The organism is Pseudomonas schmalbachii (assembly GCF_017589465.1).
GTDB lineage: Bacteria > Pseudomonadota > Gammaproteobacteria > Pseudomonadales > Pseudomonadaceae > Pseudomonas > Pseudomonas schmalbachii.
Map to the genome: position 1 here is coordinate 195268 of NZ_JAELYA010000001.1, position 18291 is coordinate 213558.

General features: G+C 67.3%; 14 protein-coding genes. 11 read left to right on the forward strand and 3 right to left on the reverse strand.

The features are described 5' to 3' along the window. The first annotated feature begins 8 nt into the window (after positions 1-8). Together JFY56_RS00885 and JFY56_RS00890 are read left to right on the forward strand one after the other, a co-directional pair. Entirely contained in the window at positions 9-1058 is a 1050-nt protein-coding gene (locus JFY56_RS00885; protein WP_208311603.1) for a methionine ABC transporter ATP-binding protein, read from the forward strand. Beyond that, on the forward strand, positions 1051-1695 hold the full coding sequence (locus JFY56_RS00890; protein ID WP_208311604.1) for a methionine ABC transporter permease: 645 nt from the start codon (positions 1051-1053) through the stop codon (positions 1693-1695). The genes JFY56_RS00885 and JFY56_RS00890 overlap by 8 nt, the downstream gene beginning before the upstream one ends. Positions 1696-1766: 71 nt before the next feature. Here JFY56_RS00890 and nirD read toward each other — a convergent pair whose 3' ends face one another. Together nirD and nirB are read right to left on the reverse strand one after the other, a co-directional pair. After that, positions 1767-2141, reverse strand: coding sequence for a nitrite reductase small subunit NirD (gene nirD / locus JFY56_RS00895; protein ID WP_208311605.1), 375 nt, complete (start codon positions 2139-2141; stop codon positions 1767-1769). Then, positions 2141-4708: a nitrite reductase large subunit NirB gene (gene nirB, locus JFY56_RS00900; protein ID WP_208311606.1), complete on the reverse strand. Its 2568-nt coding sequence runs from the start codon at positions 4706-4708 to the stop codon at positions 2141-2143. Before nirB ends, nirD begins: the two co-directional genes overlap by 1 nt. A 625-nt stretch (positions 4709-5333) precedes the next feature. Here nirB and JFY56_RS00905 point away from each other — a divergent pair. From JFY56_RS00905 to JFY56_RS00925, 5 genes are all read left to right on the forward strand, one after another. Beyond that, complete coding sequence (locus JFY56_RS00905) at positions 5334-9380, forward strand: bifunctional nitrate reductase/sulfite reductase flavoprotein subunit alpha (protein WP_208311607.1); 4047 nt, start codon at positions 5334-5336, stop codon at positions 9378-9380. Positions 9381-9601: 221 nt separating this feature from the next. Then, positions 9602-11350: a sensor domain-containing diguanylate cyclase gene (locus JFY56_RS00910; RefSeq protein ID WP_208311608.1), complete on the forward strand. Its 1749-nt coding sequence runs from the start codon at positions 9602-9604 to the stop codon at positions 11348-11350. 356 nt (positions 11351-11706) lie between these two features. After that, positions 11707-12132 carry a hypothetical protein gene (locus tag JFY56_RS00915; protein WP_208311609.1) on the forward strand — a complete coding sequence of 142 codons (426 nt, stop codon included), beginning with the start codon at positions 11707-11709 and terminating at the stop codon, positions 12130-12132. A gap of 194 nt (positions 12133-12326) precedes the next feature. Beyond that, on the forward strand, positions 12327-12506 hold the full coding sequence (locus tag JFY56_RS00920) for a hypothetical protein (RefSeq protein WP_208311610.1): 180 nt from the start codon (positions 12327-12329) through the stop codon (positions 12504-12506). Between the two features lie 213 nt (positions 12507-12719). Then, complete coding sequence (locus JFY56_RS00925) at positions 12720-13040, forward strand: DUF883 family protein (RefSeq protein ID WP_208311611.1); 321 nt, start codon at positions 12720-12722, stop codon at positions 13038-13040. Between the two features lie 49 nt (positions 13041-13089). On the opposite strand, the gene glcC is transcribed toward JFY56_RS00925, so the two are convergent. Next, positions 13090-13854, reverse strand: a complete 765-nt coding sequence (glcC, locus tag JFY56_RS00930; RefSeq protein ID WP_208311612.1) for a transcriptional regulator GlcC — start codon at positions 13852-13854, stop codon at positions 13090-13092. Between the two features lie 222 nt (positions 13855-14076). Here glcC and glcD point away from each other — a divergent pair, with 222 nt between their 5' ends. The 4 genes from glcD to JFY56_RS00950 are packed head-to-tail and all read left to right on the forward strand — an operon-like array spanning position 14077 to position 18257. Then, on the forward strand, positions 14077-15576 hold the full coding sequence (gene glcD, locus JFY56_RS00935; RefSeq protein WP_208311613.1) for a glycolate oxidase subunit GlcD: 1500 nt from the start codon (positions 14077-14079) through the stop codon (positions 15574-15576). Next, positions 15576-16622, forward strand: coding sequence for a glycolate oxidase subunit GlcE (glcE, locus tag JFY56_RS00940; RefSeq protein WP_208311614.1), 1047 nt, complete (start codon positions 15576-15578; stop codon positions 16620-16622). The genes glcD and glcE overlap by 1 nt, the downstream gene beginning before the upstream one ends. 2 nt (positions 16623-16624) lie before the next feature. Further along, on the forward strand, positions 16625-17851 hold the full coding sequence (gene glcF, locus JFY56_RS00945) for a glycolate oxidase subunit GlcF (RefSeq protein WP_208311615.1): 1227 nt from the start codon (positions 16625-16627) through the stop codon (positions 17849-17851). A gap of 4 nt (positions 17852-17855) precedes the next feature. Beyond that, positions 17856-18257: a heme-binding protein gene (locus JFY56_RS00950; protein ID WP_208311616.1), complete on the forward strand. Its 402-nt coding sequence runs from the start codon at positions 17856-17858 to the stop codon at positions 18255-18257. Positions 18258-18291 lie beyond the last annotated feature (34 nt).

Below are 18291 nucleotides of genomic sequence, written 5' to 3' on the forward strand. Positions count from 1 at the left end.
GAACATTTATGGTCAGCTTCAACCAGAACCTCGAACTCGCCACCCGTCACATCGCCATCAAAAGCCTGGGCAAGACCTACGCCAGCGGCGCCGGCTCGGTGCAGGCCCTCGCCGATATCGAGCTGAACGTCCAGCGCGGCGAGGTGTTCGGCATCATCGGCCGCAGCGGCGCCGGCAAGTCCTCGCTGATCCGCACCCTCAATCGCCTGGAAAACCCCACCTCCGGCAAGGTGCTGATCGACGGCGAGGACATCGGTGCCTTCGACAGCCAACAACTGGTCGGCCTGCGCCGTCGCGTCGGCATGATCTTCCAGCACTTCAACCTGATGTCGGCCAAGACCGTGGCGCAGAACATCGCCCTGCCCCTGCGCGTGGCCGGCGTCGACAAGGTACGCATCGAACAAAGAGTCAGTGAACTGCTGCAACTGGTCGGCCTGGAGGAAAAGCGCGACGCCTATCCCGCACAGCTTTCCGGCGGGCAGAAGCAGCGCGTCGGCATCGCCCGCGCGCTGGTGCACCAGCCGGAAATCCTGCTCTGCGACGAAGCCACCTCGGCACTCGACCCGGAGAGCACGCAGTCGATCCTCGCCCTGCTGCGCGACATCAACCGCCGCCTCGGCCTGACCATCGTGCTGATCACCCACGAGATGGCGGTGATCCGCGAGATCTGCGACCGCGTGGTGGTGCTCGAACGCGGGCGCATCGTCGAGCAGGGCAAGGTCTGGCAGGTGTTTGGCGACCCGCAGCACGAAGTCACCCGCACCCTGCTCGGCACGCTGCAGCATCTGCCGAACGATGTGCTGGAGCGGCTGAAGCCGGGCGAAGTCCTGCTCGACCTGCAGTACACCGGCCAGCGCGAGGAGGAGCCGGACCTGCTGGCCATCGCCCAGGCGCTGGGCAGCCGCGTCAGCCTGCTGCACGGCGGGATCGACCGCATCCAGGGCCGCGCGCTGGGACGATTGCTATTGAGTGTTTCCGCTGCGCCGGAGCATGTGCCGGAGCTATTGGACAAGGCCCGCGGCGTGGCCGACCGGCTGGAGGTGCGGGCGCATGCTTGACCGGTTGATCCAGGGCCTGCTGGATACCCTGCTGATGATCGGCGTGTCCTCGGCCATCGTCCTGCTGGTGGGCATCCCGCTGGCGCTGGTGCTGGTCACCACCGGCCCCGGCGGAATCTTCGAGGCGCGCCTGCTCAACCGCTCGCTGGGCAGCGTGGTCAACGTGCTGCGCTCGGTGCCGTTCCTGATCCTGATGGTCGCGCTGATCCCCTTCACCCGGCTGATCGTCGGCACCAGCTACGGCGTATGGGCCGCCGTGGTGCCGCTGACCATCGCCGCCACGCCGTTCTTCGCGCGCATCGCCGAAGTCAGCCTGCGCGAGGTAGACCACGGACTGGTGGAAGCCGCCCAGGCGATGGGCTGCGAGCGCCGCCACATCATCTGGAACGTGCTGCTGCCGGAAGCCCGGCCGGGCATCGTCGGCGGCTTCACCATCACTCTGGTGACCATGATCAACTCCTCGGCCATGGCCGGAGCGATTGGCGCCGGCGGGCTGGGCGACCTGGCGTATCGCTACGGCTACCAGCGCTTCGACACGCAGGTGATGCTGACGGTGATCATCGTGTTGGTGGGGTTGGTGACCTTGATCCAGTTTGGTGGCGACCGCCTGGCCCGGCTGCTGAACAAACGCATTTGAATCGCGGGCATGGCTCCTACGGTCGGCAATGGCACGTACCCTGTAGGAGCGGGCCATGCCCGCGAATTTGTTTAAATGCCGATCTCCACCGTCGCCCCGCGCAACCGCACCGGCCACACCTTCAACTGCTGCTCCGGATACTCCAGGCAACTGCCGTCCTCCAGACGGTAATGCTGCTTGTACAGCGGCGAGGCGATGACCATGGCGCCGCCGAGGTTGCCGACGAGGCCGCGGCCGATGACGTTTGCGCCGGACAGCGGGTCGCGGTTTTCCACGGCATACAGCCCTTTTCCGGTGTCGTCGTCCGGCAGGTAGAACAGCGCCACCTGCTCGCCGTCGACCCAGGCGACCACGCCGGAGTTGGGCACCAGGTCGTCGCAGGTGCACAGCGCCTGCCAGCTGATATTCCCTCTGTAATCGATACGTTCTGCACTTTGCTGGGCCATCAGACCACCTCCTCGGTTACGGGAATCAGGTGAAGTTCATGCTCGCGGACCGGCCGGCGCTGGCCGCGTTCCTTGACGAAATGGATGTCCGGGTCCGGACGCGAATCGTTGACGAAGGTGCGGAAGCGCTTGAGCTTCTCCGGGTCCTGGATGGCGTTGGCCCATTCGCATTCGTAGCGGTCCACCACGGTCTGCATCTGCGCTTCCAGCTCGGCACCGAGGCCGAGGCTGTCGTCGATGATCACCGCCTTCAGGTAGTCCAGCCCGCCTTCCAGGCTCTCGCGCCAGACCGAGGTGCGTTGCAGCTTGTCGGCGGTGCGGATGTAGAACATCAGGAAGCGGTCGATGTAGCGGATCAGCGTCTCGTCGTCGAGGTCGGTGGCGAACAGCTCGGCGTGGCGCGGGCGCATGCCGCCGTTGCCGCAGACGTAGAGGTTCCAGCCCTTCTCGGTGGCGATCACGCCGACGTCCTTGCTCTGCGCCTCGGCGCATTCGCGGGTGCAGCCGGAGACGGCGAACTTCAGCTTGTGCGGCGAGCGCAGGCCCTTGTAGCGGTTCTCGATGTCGAGGGCCATCTTCACGCTGTCCTGCACGCCGTAGCGGCACCAGGTGCTGCCGACGCAGGATTTCACCGTGCGGGTGGACTTGCCGTAGGCGTGGCCGGTTTCGAAACCGGCGGCGATCAGTTCGCCCCAGATATCCGGCAGTTCGTGCAGCTGGGCGCCGAACAGGTCGATGCGCTGGCCGCCGGTGATCTTGGTGTAGAGGTTGTATTTCCTGGCCACCTCGCCAATGGCGATCAGCCCTTCCGGAGTGATCTCGCCGCCGGGGATGCGCGGCACCACCGAGTAGGTGCCGTTCTTCTGCATGTTGGCCATGAAGGTGTCGTTGGTGTCCTGCAGCGGCACCAACCAGGGGTTCATGATCGGGCGGTTCCAGCAGGACGCAAGGATCGAGCCCACCGCCGGCTTGCAGATATCGCAGCCGATATGGCCCTTGCCGTGCTTGGCCAGCAGTTCGTCGAAGGATTCGATGCCTTCCACGCGGACGATGCCGTAGAGCTCCTGGCGGGTGAACGGGAAGTGCTCGCAGAGGCTCTTGTCCACCGCCACGCCGCGCGCGCTCAACTCGTGCTCGAAGACCTGCTTGAGCAGTCCGGCGCAACCGCCGCAGCCGGTGGCCGCCTTGGTGCACGCCTTGAGCCCGGCGAGATCGCTGCAACCGCCGTCGATGGCCGAGCAGATCGCACCCTTGCTGACGTTGTGGCACGAGCACACGGTGGCGGTCGCCGGCAACGCGTCGGCGCCCAGCGCGGGAGCGGCCTCGCCGAGCGGCAGGATCAGGCTGGACGGGTCTTCCGGCAGCTTGATGCCGTTCTGCACGTATTGCAGCAGGGTGTCGTAGTAGCTGTTGTCGCCCACCAGCACCGCGCCGAGGGCCTGCTTGCCGTCGGCGGAGACCACCAGGCGGCGGTAGCTGGAGGTCGCCTCGTCGATGAAGCGGTAGCTGCGCGCGCCGGGCAGCGCGCCGTGGGCATCGCCGATGGAGCCGACGTCCACGCCGAGCAGCTTGAGCTTGGTCGACATGTCGGCGCCGATGAAGGGCTCGGCCTCCTCGCCGCAGAGGCTGGCGGCGACGTTGCGGGCCATCTGGTAGCCCGGCGCGACCAGGCCGAAGACGCTGCCGTTCCAGGCCGCGCATTCGCCGATGGCGTAGATGTCCGCATCGCTGGTCAGGCACTGGCCGTCGATGGCGATGCCGCCGCGCGGGCCGAGTTCCAGGCCGCACTCGCGGGCCAGCGCATCCTGCGGGCGGATGCCGGCGGAGAAGACGATCAGGTCGGTTTCGAGCCACTCGTTTTTACCAGCAGCGTCTCCAGCGAAGTTCATCCGGTAGCGGTACTCCTCGCCGGCGCTGATCGACTGGGTCGCCTTGGACAGATGCACGCCGACGCCAAGGGATTCGATACGCGCCTTCAGCGCCGCACCGCCATGGTCGTCCAGTTGCACCGGCATCAGGCGCGGGGCGAATTCCACCACATGGGATTCCAGGCCGAGGGACTTCAATGCGTTGGCCGCTTCCAGCCCCAGCAGCCCACCGCCGACCACCACGCCGCGACGGGCATTGGCGGCTGCCGCGCGGATGGTGTCGAGGTCGGCCAGGGTACGGTAGACCAGCCGGGAGTCGCCTTCCGCGCCTTCGATGGGCGGCACGAAGGGATAGGAACCGGTGGCCAGCACCAGCTTGTCGTAGGCCACGCAGCCGTTGGCGGTGATCACCTCGCGGCGGGCGCGGTCGATCTCCAGCACCGGCACGCCAAGATGCAGGGTGACGCCGGGGCGCTGGTACAGCTCCGCTTCGCCAAGGGCAAGCGATTCGGCATCGCGGCCGGTGAAGTATTCGGAGAGATGCACGCGGTCATAGGCGCGCAGCGGTTCTTCGCTGAACACATGGATGCGGTAGCGATCCAGCGCGCCGCGCCCGACCAGTTGCTCGACGCAGTGGTGGCCGACCATGCCGTTGCCGATGACGACCAGCGTTTGCATATCAGTGAAGGTAGTGTTCATTGGGAGCACCCAGCCAATCCGGTTCTGGAAACAAAAAAGGCGCCTGGAACCTTGCGGTCCCAGGCGCCTTTGCCTGTTCGTTCGTGAGTGCCGCCGGGCAACGCTGCCTGGTGCACCTTTATGTATGCCCTGGACTCGGATCGCCATTGATCGGCCGGGCTTGAGTGGGGATATGCAGTGGGTGTGCCAGATTTGGTGAATGCCTGATTTTGTGGGGCTTCCGCGCAATTCCGTCGAATCGCCCGGCATCCAGACGGAACCAGAATGGTGCGCCGATGAGCGTTTCGCCCCAGCGTGACGCCGAATTTGTGCCCATCGTTCCCGCGCTCCCGCGTGGGAATGCATCTCCGGACGCTCCTGCGTCCGCTCCGATGGGTATCGCTGCGCTCAACCCATCCTACGGAATGACGCCTCCCGTAGGGCGGGTGCAACCCGCCAAAAAGGTCGTGGCGGGTTGCACCCGCCCTACGCGATTCGTCTTCGTCCTGATCTGGCGCGAGCCTTGCTAGAACCTGATCAGGGCAATCAACGCCGATTGCCCCAACCCACGACAAAGGCGCCGTGCGGCCCCCGCAACAACGGAGGGCAGCATGGCGCTTTTTTCGTTTCTGGCTGGGAAAAGGTTATGGCGAGCAGAACGGTAAAGAGCGTGTGTCCCTATTGCGGCGTCGGCTGCGGGATCGTCATGGAGGTCGCGGACAACCGCGTGGTGAAGGTGTCGGGCGACAAGAGCCATCCGACCAACTTCGGCCGCCTGTGCACCAAGGGCAGCACCTGCCACCAGCCTCTCGTCGAATCGGGCCGGATGGAGCATGCCTACCTGCGCCACGAACGCAGCCACGACCCGCTGCAAACGCCGATGGACGAGGCCATCGCCACCACCGCCGCCCGCCTGCGCGCCATCCTCGACCAGCACGGGCCGGACGCCCTCTCCTTTTATGTCTCCGGCCAGATGTCGCTGGAGGCGCAGTACCTGGTCAACAAGCTGGCCAAGGGTTTCATCGGCACCAACCAGATCGAGTCCAACTCGCGCCTGTGCATGGCCAGCGCCGGCAGCGGCTACAAGCTGTCGCTGGGTTCCGACGCACCGCCCGGCTCGTATCAGGACTTCGACCACGCCGACCTGTTCTTCGTCAGCGGCGCGAACATGGCCGACTGCCACCCGATCCTGTTCCTGCGCATGATGGACCGGGTCAAGGCCGGCGCCCGGCTGATCGTCGTCGATCCCCGGCGCACCGCCACGGCGGACAAGGCCGACCTGTTCCTGCAGATTCGTCCGGGCACCGACCTCGCCCTGCTCAACGGCCTGCTGCATCTGCTGTGGCAGAACGGCCACTGCGACGAAGACTTCATCGCCGAGTTCACCGAAGGCTGGGAACAGATGCCGGCCTTCCTCGCCGACTACACCCCGGCGCACGTCGCCGAAACGACCGGGCTCGACGAAGCGGCGATCCGCCAGGCCGCGCAGTGGATCGGCGAGGCCGGCGAATGGATGAGCTGCTGGACCATGGGCCTCAACCAGAGCACCCACGGCACCTGGAACACCAACGCCATCTGCAACCTGCACCTGGCGACCGGGAAAATCTGCCGCCCCGGCAGCGGCCCGTTCTCCCTCACCGGCCAGCCGAACGCCATGGGCGGCCGCGAGATGGGCTACATGGGCCCGGGCCTGCCGGGTCAGCGCAGTGCGCTGGTCGAGGCGGATCGCACCTTCGTCGAGGATGCCTGGGGCATCCCGCGCGGCACCCTGCGCAGCGAGGCCGGCGGCGGCACCATCGCGCTGTTCGACGACATGCGCGCCGGCAAGGTGAAGGCCTGCTGGATCATCTGCACCAACCCGGTCGCCAGCGTCGCCAACCGCGCCACGGTGATCGAGGGCCTGCAGGCCGCCGAGCTGGTCATCGCCCAGGACGCCTTCCTCGATACCGAGACCAACCGCCACGCCGACATCCTCCTGCCCGGCGCGCTGTGGGCCGAGGCGGAAGGCGTGATGATCAACTCCGAGCGCAATCTCACCCTGATGCAGCAGGCCGTCACCCCGCCCGGCGAGGCCATGGCCGACTGGCGGATCATCGCCCGCGTGGCCTGCGCCATGGGCTATGCCGAGGCTTTCGACTACGCCTCGGCCGACGAGGTGTTCGAGGAGATCAGGCGCTTCTGGAACCCGAAGACCGGCTACGACCTGCGCGGCGCCAGCCATGCGCGCCTGCGCGAAATCCCGCTGCAATGGCCCTGCCCGCCGGATGACGGCGCCGACCGCCATCCCGTGCGCTACCTGAACGATGGCGTCAGCCAGCACCTGCGTCTCGCCGAAGACGGTGGACAACCGCGCCTCGCCTTTGCCACGCAGAGCGGCAAGGCGCGGTTCTTCGCCCGTCCGCACCTGAACCCGGCGGAGATGCCCGATGCCGAGCACCCCTTCGTGCTCAATACCGGGCGCCTGCAGCACCAGTGGCACACGCTCACCAAGACCGGGAAAGTCGCCACGCTGAACAAGCTCAATCCCGGCCCCTTCGTCGAAGTGCATCCGGAAGACGCCGCGGCGCTCGGCGTGCGCGACAAGGACCATCTGGAAATCCGCTCCCGCCGTGGCCATGCCGTGCTGCCGGTGGTGGTCAGCGACCGCGTGCAGCCCGGCGCCTGCTTCGCGCCGTTCCACTGGAACGATGTGTACGGCGAGAACCTGGCGATCAATGCGGTGACCAGCGACGCCATCGACCCGCTGTCGCAGCAGCCGGAGTTCAAGTTCAGCGCGGTCGCCCTGTGCCGGGTCGAGCTGATCGACCACCAGTTCCTCGAGACGCCCGCCCCCGCGGCGCTCGCCACTCCTTCCCCTCTCTCAAAGGAGCGCACCATGTCGCGCATCGACGCCTTCGCCGCGCAGGTCGGTATCGACGCCAGCACGCCGCCCGTGCTGAACGATAGCGAACGCACCTGGCTGTCCGGCTTCATCAACGGTTTGCGCAACCACTCGGACGGCGTGCCGTGCCTGCCGTCCCACGCCCCGCTGGCCACCCCGGCCCGGCTGTGGCTGGACGGCATGCTTGCCGGGCTGTTCAGCCGCGTCGAAGCCGGTGCGCCGGCCAATGACGCGGCCATGACGGCGCCCGCCGGCAAACCGGTCACCCTGCTCTGGGCCTCGCAGACCGGCAACGCCGAAGCCCTCGCCGAACGCTTCGCTGCGCGCCTGGGCGAGGCCGGCCTGGCCGTCGAGCTGAGCAGCATGGCCGACTACCCGCCGGCGAAGCTGAACAGCGTCGACAAGCTGCTGCTGCTCAGCAGCACCTTCGGCGACGGTGACGCGCCGGACAACGGCCAGGGCTTCTGGAACACGCTGCAACAGCAGTCCGATCTGAAGGGGCTGAACTACGCGGTGCTGGCCCTGGGCGATCCGAACTATGACCAGTTCTGCCAGCACGGCAGGAACCTCGACCGCCGTCTGGCCGAACTCGGTGCCAATGCCCTGCTGCCGCGCGTGGAATGCGACACCGACTACCAGGAGCGCGCCGACGCCTGGCTGGGCGAACTTCTGCCGCTGCTCAAGCCGACGGAAGCCGTACCCCAGGAAAAACCGGCCATCGGCAAGGACAGTCCCCATGCCGCGAAGCTGGTCGCCAATCAGTTGCTGAACGGCCCCGGCTCGGCCAAGGAAACCCGCCTGTTCGCCTTCGACCTTCGCGATTCAGGGCTGACCTACGAAGCCGGCGACGCCCTCGGCGTATGGCCGCGCAATTGCCCGGAGCTGGTGCAGGAAGTGCTCGACCTGACCCGACTCGACGGTGAGCAACCGGTCAAGGTCGCCAAGGTCGGCGAGCTGCCGTTAAGGGAAGCACTGACCAGCCATTTCGAAATCGCCCGGCCCAGCACCGAATCCCTCGCCCTGATCGCGGAACGCAGCCGCAGCGAGGAACTGCGCCAACTGCTCGGCGAGCGCAAGGCCGAGCTGAAGGACTGGCTGTGGGATCGCCAACTGGCGGACGTGCTGCAGGCGTTCCCCATCGACTGCAACGCCGGGGAACTGCTCGCCAGCCTCAAGCGCCTGCAGCCGCGCCTGTACTCCATCGCCTCCAGCCCGAAGGCGCATGCCGGGGAAGTCCACCTGACCGTGGCCGCCGTGCGCTACGGCAGGCGCAAGGGCGTCGCCTCGACCTTCCTCGCCGACCGCGCCAGCGAAGTCCCGCTGTTCGTGCAGCCGTCCAAGCACTTCCGCCTGCCCGACGATGGCGATACACCCATCGTGATGATCGGCCCGGGAACCGGTGTAGCGCCGTTCCGCGGCTTCCTCCACGAGCGCCGCGCCCGTGGCGACAATGGCCGCAACTGGCTGTTCTTCGGCGAACAGCACGCCGCCAGCGACTTCTACTACCGCGACGAACTGCAGGGCATGCAGCGCGACGGCCTGCTCAACCACCTGAGCCTGGCGTTCTCCCGCGACCAGGCGGAGAAGATCTACGTGCAGGACCGCATGCGCGAACAGGGCGCGGAGCTGTGGCGCTGGCTGCAGGATGGCGCGCGGGTCTATGTGTGCGGCGACGCCAGCCGCATGGCGAAGGACGTCGACCGGGCGCTGCGCGACGTCGCCCGGCAACATGGCGGGCTGAGCGAGGACAAGGCGGCGGACTACATCCGCACCCTGGCAGAACAGAAACGCTACCTGCGCGACGTGTATTAACCGTAGGTTGGCACTGAGCGTAGGTTGGTGCTGAACGCAGTGAAGCCCAACATCCGGTGGGGCCTGCACCATTGGCGTTGGGCTTCGCAAGCTCAGCGCCAACCTACCCGGAGTCGTCTGCAATTTCGTACAGGACTAAGAAGGGCTGTCGGAAATTTCCGAAAAGAATGTTTCTGGATTAGGATGGCGTAACGCCGCTATCCGCACCGACCGAGTCCGCCATGCCGTCGCTATCCGCGCCTGACGACGAAGCCGCCCTGCCAGTCCCCGCCACTCCCGGCGAGGAACGCTATCAGGCACTCGCTCGCCTGGCGCGGCTGCATTTTGGTGTGGTCGCGGCATCGATCAGCATCGGCCAGCGGCTGGAATCCTGGAGCGGGTTCCCGCTGCGGCAACCGTTGCCCGGCGCTCACGAGGACATCCTGGTGATCGCCGACCTGCAGGCCGACCCGCGCTTCGCCGGACAGCCCTGGCTGAACGAGGCCCCCTTCCCGCGCTTCCATGCCAGTTGCCCGCTGCTCGACAGCGCTGGTCATTGGATCGGCAGTCTCTGCCTGTTCGACGACAAACCCGGCGATCTCGATGCCGACCAGCGCGCCTACCTGCGGGAACTCGCCAGGCTCGCGGCGATGATCGCCGACAGCGACCAGGCCACGGTGCGGCTGCGCATACAGGCCGACGCGCTGCGCGAAAGCCGGCGCCGCATGGCGCTCGCCATCGCCGGCAGCGGGACCGGCATCTGGGACCGCGATATCCCGGGCGACCTGATCCACTATTCCAGCGGCTGGAAGGCGCTGCTGGGGTACACCGACGAAGAAATCGGCAATCGCATCGAGGAAAGCTACACGCGCATCCACCCCGACGACCTCGGCTACGTGAAGGCGACCATGCAGGCGCACTTCGAGCAGCGCACCGCCGCCTACGAGGTGGAGCACCGCATCCGCTGCAAGGACGGCAGCTACAAGTGGGTCTGCAGCCGCGGCAAGGTGGTCAGCCGCGACAGCGAAGGCCAGCCGCTACGCATGATCGGCACCACCACCGATATCACCGCGCTGCGCAGCCTGGCCGAGCATCAGCAGCAGACCGCCAACCTGCTGACCAATCTCACCAACGAGGTTCCCGGCATGGTCTTCCAGCTGCGGCGGATGCCCGGCGGGGAGTCCTTCTTCCCCTATGCCAGCGCCGGTATCCAGGACATCTACGAAATCGCCGCGGAGCAGGTGGCGGCCAGCGTCGCGCCCATCGACGACCTGATCCACCCGGACGACCTCGCTCTCTACAGGACGTCGCTGGAAACCTCCGCCGCCAGCCTGTCGCCCTGGCACCTGGAATATCGCGTCTGCCTGCCGGACCAGGGCACCTGCTGGCGCCAGGGAGACGCGCGGCCGACGCGGCTGGAGGACGGCAGCATCCTCTGGCACGGCTTCATCACCGACGTCACCGAGCGCAAGCGGATCGAAGCCGAACTGCACGAGTTCGCCACCACCGATTGCCTGACCCAGGTCTTCAACCGCCGCCACTTCCTGAAACTGGCCGAGGCCGAACTGGAGCACCTGCGGCAGAGCGACGAGCGCTGCGCCAGCATCCTCATGTGCGACCTGGACCACTTCAAGGCGATCAACGACCGTTACGGTCATGCGGTCGGCGACCATGCGCTCAGCCACTTCGCCAGCATCCTGCGCCATCACCTGCGCCGCACCGACCTGGCCGGGCGCCTGGGCGGCGAGGAGTTCGCCGTGGTGCTGGTCGATGTCGACATGGAAGGCGCGACGGCAATCGCCCAGCGCCTCCAGGCCAGCCTGGCGGAGTCCACGCTGACCGAGGGCGACATGCGGATCGACCTGACCATCAGCATCGGCATCAGCGTGATGCACGCCAACGACACCAGCGCGGAGGTAGCGCTGACCCGCAGCGACATGGCGCTCTACCGGGCCAAGCAGGCCGGGCGCAACCGCATCGAGTGCCACTGATATCACCGTGCTCCTTCACCACCGTTGGAAAACCCGATTGCGACGAACGGATGCCCCTCTCGTCGCAATCGGGCTTTCCACCGGCCGAGCTTCCAGCGCGCGAGCCCGTCTGTGATGGCGGATCAGCGGCGGCGGCCACGATTGGCTATTTGCAGGGTGCCTGCATATGAAGGATTGTTCGTTGACAGTCCGGCGCCAGTTAAGTGTCATGCGGTGGATTGGCATTGACGAGACGCTACCCCAGGCGGGTAACGCAGGTAGTCAGCGAACCGACCGCCATGTCGGTGATATACGCATCTGCGAGGAACCCCGCCGGCGTCGCCCCACACCGCAACACACGCATGGAGGGCCCGGCAATGTACCGCGAAGCAGCCGAACAACCGCATCGTGACAACGATCCCTTCCTCTTCGCCTTCGAAACTCACGTCCTGCAGAAGGCGCTGCCGGCATTCGAGGAAGCCAGTCGGATAGCGCGTGACCGAGGATTGAGTTGCACGGTGGAGTTGCTCACCAACGCCGACGGACATCCCGAGCTCCGCCTGCAGGCCCGCCAGCGCGACGACCTGCCCCACAGTACCTTCAGGATCATTGCCGACCCGGCCACCCGGGCCGTCGTGCATGAGGAATATTCCGCGATAAGCCGGCGGACCCACCGGGTCGAAGGCCGCCTCTCCTCGATCAACAGCACGGCGGTGGACAACCAGCTCTCCGCCTTCTTCATGCATGCCTTCGCCCTGCGCCTCGACTACACCAGCCCGCGGCCGATAGGGACGGTCTGGTAGCACTGCGTTCCCCTCACGAAAGCGGCGGCTGCGGTCGCCGCTTCTTGCCCCGCATGAATCTCCGACCGAACGTCGCCTGGGGCCGCTTGCGCATGACTTGAGGCAAGCCCGATGGCCCTGGCGACGCTATCATTCACCCCTTTCCAGGCGACCGTTGTCCGGCGCTCTCTTCCCACTTCCTGCCCCCCAATGCCATGCACGAGTTCCTTGTACATTTCCAGGACGACCGCCATCCCGGCAAGACCGTTCTGCGTTCGTTCGCCCGCCACATGAGCCTCTCCGAAGCACGCGCCCGTCTGCTGGCCTGCTACCCGCTGCGCGCCCCGCAATACCTGAGCATCACCCACCTCGCTCCTCTTCTCCCCGGCCGCTAGAAAGCCCCCGCTGCCCCGCACGAAGCTCTCCATGTTGGGCTTCACTGCGTTCAGCACCAACCTACGGAGCCCGCTTGAAGATCCCGTAGGATGGGTTGAGCAACGAAGGGCTGGTGCCCGACCGGAATGTCGGCTTTCCTGAACCTGTAGCGAGCTTCCCGGGTCAAGACCTTTACCCATGGACAGATGCATCCACAGACGAGGAGAACCGCCATGCTATTCACCTCTCGCAACCATCACCCCATCTCCGCCATCCAGGGCAAGACGATCGCCGAACTGCAGGCGCTGATCGACGAGATGGACTCCCTGCTCAAGACCGGCCGTGAAATCGCCGCCGAGGAAGCGCCCGTGCTCAGGGCCAAACTCGGCCATCTGCTCGACACCAGCAAGGGCATCCTCGACCGTACCCAGCGTCAGGGCCGCGCGGCGGTCCGCGCTTCCGGCGAATATGTCGTCGAACACCCGTGGCAGACGGCGCTGGCGACCGGGATCGCCTGCGGCCTGGTGGCCTTCCTGGTGATGCGCCGCCACTGAGGCGAAGCGTTGCGCGCTCCCACGCTCCGGCGCGTGGGAGCCACGAAATTCATCCCCAGCCTTCCAGACGCATGGTCGCGCGCACCAGCCGCTGCTCTTCCTGCTCGATTTCCCTGAGGCTGTCGCGAACGCTCTGGATATGCTCGCGCGCGGCGCGCTGGGCCTGGTCCGGCAGGTGATCGACCACCGCCTTGTACAGGCGCGTGTGCTGGCGGTCGATCTGGCGTTTCTGCGCCGGCCGGTGATAGAGGTTGTTCACCGAGGCGAACACCGTGCTCAGCATCAGGTCGTTGAGCGACTGCAGGGTGTGCACCAGCACCGGATTGTGCGAGGCCTCGCTGATCGCCCGGTGGAACGCGTGGTCGCGCCGGGCATGGGCGCGCGGATCGTCGTCGCCGGGGGCCTCGAACATTTCCTCGTAGCGGCGGCGCAGCAGCACCAGGTCGGCCTCGGTGGCGCGCAGGGCGGCCAGCCGCGCCGACTCGCCTTCCAGCAGCGCGCGCACCTCCAGCAGGTCGTAGAGCGTGCGCGGCTGCGAGCTGAACAGGTGCATCAGCGGCGAGACGTCGCTGGCGCCGTTCAGCGCGGCGACGAACGAGCCGCGTCCCTGCTCGGTATCGATGATGCCGCGCCCACGCAGCACGCGCAGGCCCTCGCGCAGCGCCGAACGCGAGCAGCCGAGTTTCTCCACCAGGCGCCGCTCGGAGGGCAGCGCCTGCCCCACCTTCAGCACGCCATCGACGATCAGCCGCTCGATGCGCTCGGCGACCTGATCGGCCACCTTGCTGTGGCCCTGCCGGATCTCTCCACCCATATCGCCCCCAACTGGTAGGACCAGTGCAACAGTGCAGGACTACGCTTGTAGAGACAGGGCTCTGCAGCGGGCCCTGAGCCACACATGGTCCGCACAAACTGGTAGGACCAGCGCCCCCGCAGGTGGACGCTACGCATGGCCCGGTCCAGTCTAGCAGGGCCTGTAGGCCACGCCGGAGCCGCTCCACGCCGGCTCCGATCAGAACAAAATCGGTGAGCCTGGATGAACATCCTCCATGACGAGCGCCTGGATGGCGCACTGCCTGACGTGGACAAGGCGGCGTTGCTGCATGAGCTGCGCACCGCCCTGCCCGACCTGGAAATCCTCCACGAGACCGAGGACCTGCGCCCCTACGAGTGCGACGGGCTCTCCGCCTATCGCACCACGCCGATGCTGGTGGCGCTGCCCGAGCACGTCGAGCAGGTGGAAACGCTCCTTGCCCTCTGCCACCGCCTGAACGTGCCGGTCGTTGCCCGTGGCGCCGGCACCGGGCTTTCCGGCGGTGCGTTGCCGCTGGAGAAAGGCATCCTGCTGGTGATGGCGCGGTTCAAGCGCATCCTCGAAATCGACCCGGTCGGGCGTTTCGCCCGCGTCCAGCCCGGCGTGCGCAACCTGGCGATCTCCCAGGCGGCCGCGCCCTACGGCCTGTACTACGCGCCGGACCCGTCGTCGCAGATCGCCTGCTCCATCGGCGGCAACGTCGCGGAAAACGCCGGCGGCGTGCATTGCCTGAAGTACGGCCTGACCGTGCACAACGTGGTGCGCCTGGACATCGTCACCATCGAGGGCGAACGCATGACCCTCGGCTCCGACGCCCTCGACAGCCCCGGCTTCGACCTGCTCGCCCTGTTCATGGGCTCCGAAGGCATGCTCGGCGTGGTGGTCGAGGTCACCGTGCGACTGCTGCCCAAGCCGCAGGTGGCCAAGGTGCTGCTGGCCAGCTTCGACGAAGTGGCGAAGGCCGGCGGCGCGGTGGCCGACATCATCGCCGCCGGCATCATCCCCGGCGGCCTGGAGATGATGGACAACCTGGCGATCCGCGCCGCCGAGGACTTCATCCACGCCGGCTATCCGGTGGACGCCGCGGCCATCCTGATCTGCGAGCTGGATGGCGTGGAAGCCGACGTCCACGAGGACTGCGAGCGGGTCCGGGCGATCCTGGAAAAGGCCGGCGCCAGCGAAGTGCGCCAGGCCCGCGACGAGGAGGAACGGCAGAAGTTCTGGGCCGGGCGCAAGAACGCCTTCCCGGCCGTCGGGCGCATCTCGCCGGACTACTACTGCATGGACGGCACCATCCCGCGCCGCGAGCTGCCGCGCGTGCTGGAGGGCATCGCCGCGCTGTCCGAACGCTTCGGCCTGCGCGTCGCCAACGTGTTCCATGCCGGCGACGGCAACATGCACCCGCTGATCCTGTTCGACGCCAACCAGCCGGGCGAACTGCAGCGCGCCGAGGAACTGGGCGGCGCCATCCTCGAACTGTGCGTGGCGGTGGGCGGCAGCATCACCGGCGAGCATGGCGTCGGGCGCGAGAAGATCAACCAGATGTGCAGCCAGTTCAACAGCGACGAACTGACCCTGTTCCATGCGGTCAAGGCGGCGTTCGACCCGCAGGGGCTGCTCAATCCCGGCAAGAACATTCCCACCCTGCACCGCTGCGCCGAATTCGGCGCCATGCACATCCACCACGGCCAGTTGCCATTTCCCGACCTGGAGCGTTTCTGATGGATCGCAGCGCAAAACTGCTGGAACAGGTTCGCCAGGCACTGGCGGATTGCGCGCCGCTGGAGATTCGCGGCGGCTCCAGCAAGGCTTTTCTCGGCCGTCCGCTACAGGCGCGGATACTGGATGTGCGTGGCCACAGCGGCATCGTTTCCTACGACCCGACCGAACTGGTGGTCACCGTCCGCAGCGGTACGCCGCTGCGCGAGCTGCAGGCCACGCTGGACGAGGCCGGACAGATGCTCGCCTGCGAGCCGCCGTGCTTCGACGGCGAGGCCACGGTCGGCGGCATGCTCGCGGCGGGACTGTCCGGGCCGCGGCGTCCGTGGGCCGGCGCGGTGCGCGACTTCGTCCTCGGCACCCGGCTGATCAGCGGGCTGGGCACCCATCTGCGTTTTGGCGGCGAAGTGATGAAGAATGTCGCCGGTTATGACCTGTCGCGCCTGATGGCCGGCAGCCTGGGCTGCCTCGGGGTGATCACCGAGGCGTCGTTCAAGGTCCTGCCGAAGCCGCGCTGCCGGGTCAGCCTGCGCCAGAGCATGCCGCTGGAGCGTGCCCTGATACGGCTCGGCGAGTGGGGCCAGCAGCCGCTGCCGCTGAGCGCCGCCAGCCACGATGGCGAAACCCTGTACCTGCGCTTCGAAGGCAACGAAGGCTCGGTGAAGGCGGCCTGCGAACGCATCGGCGGCGATGACCTCGATGCCGGCTGGTGGGACGACCTGCGCGAGCAGCGTCTGCCGTTCTTCCACGATCCCCGACCACTGTGGCGCCTGTCGCTGCCGGCGAACACCCCACCCCTTTCGCTGCCGGGCACGCAACTGATCGACTGGGGCGGCGCCCAGCGCTGGCTGAAATCCGACGCCGACGCGGACGAAATCCGCGCCACCGTCACCCGCGTCGGCGGGCACGCCACCTGCTTCACCCCGGGCCAGGTGGACAGCCCCTTCCACCCGCTTCCCGAGCCGCTGCTGCGCTACCACCGGGCCCTCAAGCGCCGCCTCGACCCGCGCGGCATCTTCAACCCCGGACGCCTGTACGCCGAGGTCTGACCATGCAAACCAACCTGAGCGACGCCGCCCGCCAGCTACCCCACGCCATGGAAGCCGAACGCATCCTGCGCACCTGCGTGCACTGCGGCTTCTGCAATGCCACCTGCCCGACCTATCAGGAGCTGGGCGACGAACTCGACGGCCCGCGCGGACGCATCTACCTGATCAAGCAGTTCCTCGAACAGGACCAGGTCAGCGAGAAGACCCAGGAGCATCTCGACCGCTGCCTGACCTGCCGCAACTGCGAGACCACCTGCCCGTCCGGCGTCGAGTACCACAAGCTGCTGGACATCGGCCGCGCCGCCATCGAGGCACGGGTGCCGCGTCCGCTCGGCCAGCGCCTGCTGCGTGGCGGCCTGCGCGCGCTGGTGCCGCATCCGGCACTGTTCCGCACCCTGGTGAATACCGGCGAGGCGCTGCGCCCGCTACTGCCGCAGGCGCTCCAGGCCAAGCTGCCGCGCGCGGTTCCGGCACCGGGAGTGCGACCGCAACCACGTCACGAACGACGCGTGCTGATGCTCGAAGGCTGCGTACAGCCGGGGCTTTCACCGAACACCAACGCGGCCGCCGCGCGGGTACTGGATCGCCTCGGCATCAGCGTCACGCCGGCATCGCGGGCGGGCTGCTGCGGCGCGGTGGACTACCATCTGAATGCACAGGAACAGGGTCTGGCGGATGCCCGGCGCAATATCGACGCGTGGTGGCCGGCCATCGAAGCCGGCGCCGAAGCCATCGTGCAGACCGCCAGCGGCTGTGGCGCCTTCGTCAAGGAATACGCCTACCTGCTGCGCGACGATCCGAAGTACGCAGGCAAGGCGCAACGGGTCAGCGAGCTGGCCAGGGACCTGGTGGAAGTCATTCGCGCCGAGCCGCTGGAGAAGCTCGGCCTGCATTGCGACCAGCGCCTCGCCTTCCACTGTCCGTGCACCCTGCAGCACGCGCAGAAACTCGGCGGCGCGGTCGAGGACGTGCTGCGTCGGCTAGGCTTCCATCTCACCGCCGTGCCGGATGGCCATCTCTGCTGCGGCTCCGCCGGCACCTATTCGCTGACCCAGCCGGAACTCTCGCGGCGCCTGCGCGACAACCGGCTGGACGCACTGGAGAGCGGCCATCCGGACATGATCGTCACCGCCAACATCGGCTGCCAGACCCACCTCGACGGCGCCGGCCGCACGCCCGTCCGCCACTGGATCGAGCTGGTCGACCAGGCACTGGAGAAAGGAGCGTAATGCCATGCAAACGAAAGCCGTGCTGACCCAGACCGAGGTCGCCCGCATCCTCGCCGCGGCCCGTGCCGAAGCCCAGGCCAACCAGTGGGCGGTGAGCATCGCGGTGGTCGACGACGGCGGTCATCCGCTGGCGCTGGAGCGCCTCGACGGCGGCGTTCCGCTCACCGCCTACATCGCCGTCGAAAAGGCCCGTGGCGCCGCCCTCGGCCGCCGCGAGACGAAAGCCTACGAGGAGACCATCAACGGCGGACGCACCGCCTTCCTTTCCGTGCCGGTGCTCAGCGGCATGCTGGAGGGCGGCGTGCCGATCCTGGTGGATGGCCAGGTGATCGGCGCGGTCGGCGTCTCCGGCGTCCGGGCCGAGCTGGACGCGCAGATCGCCAAGGCCGGCGTGGCAGCGCTCTGATGCAAAGCGGATTCGTAGGGCGGGTACAACCCGC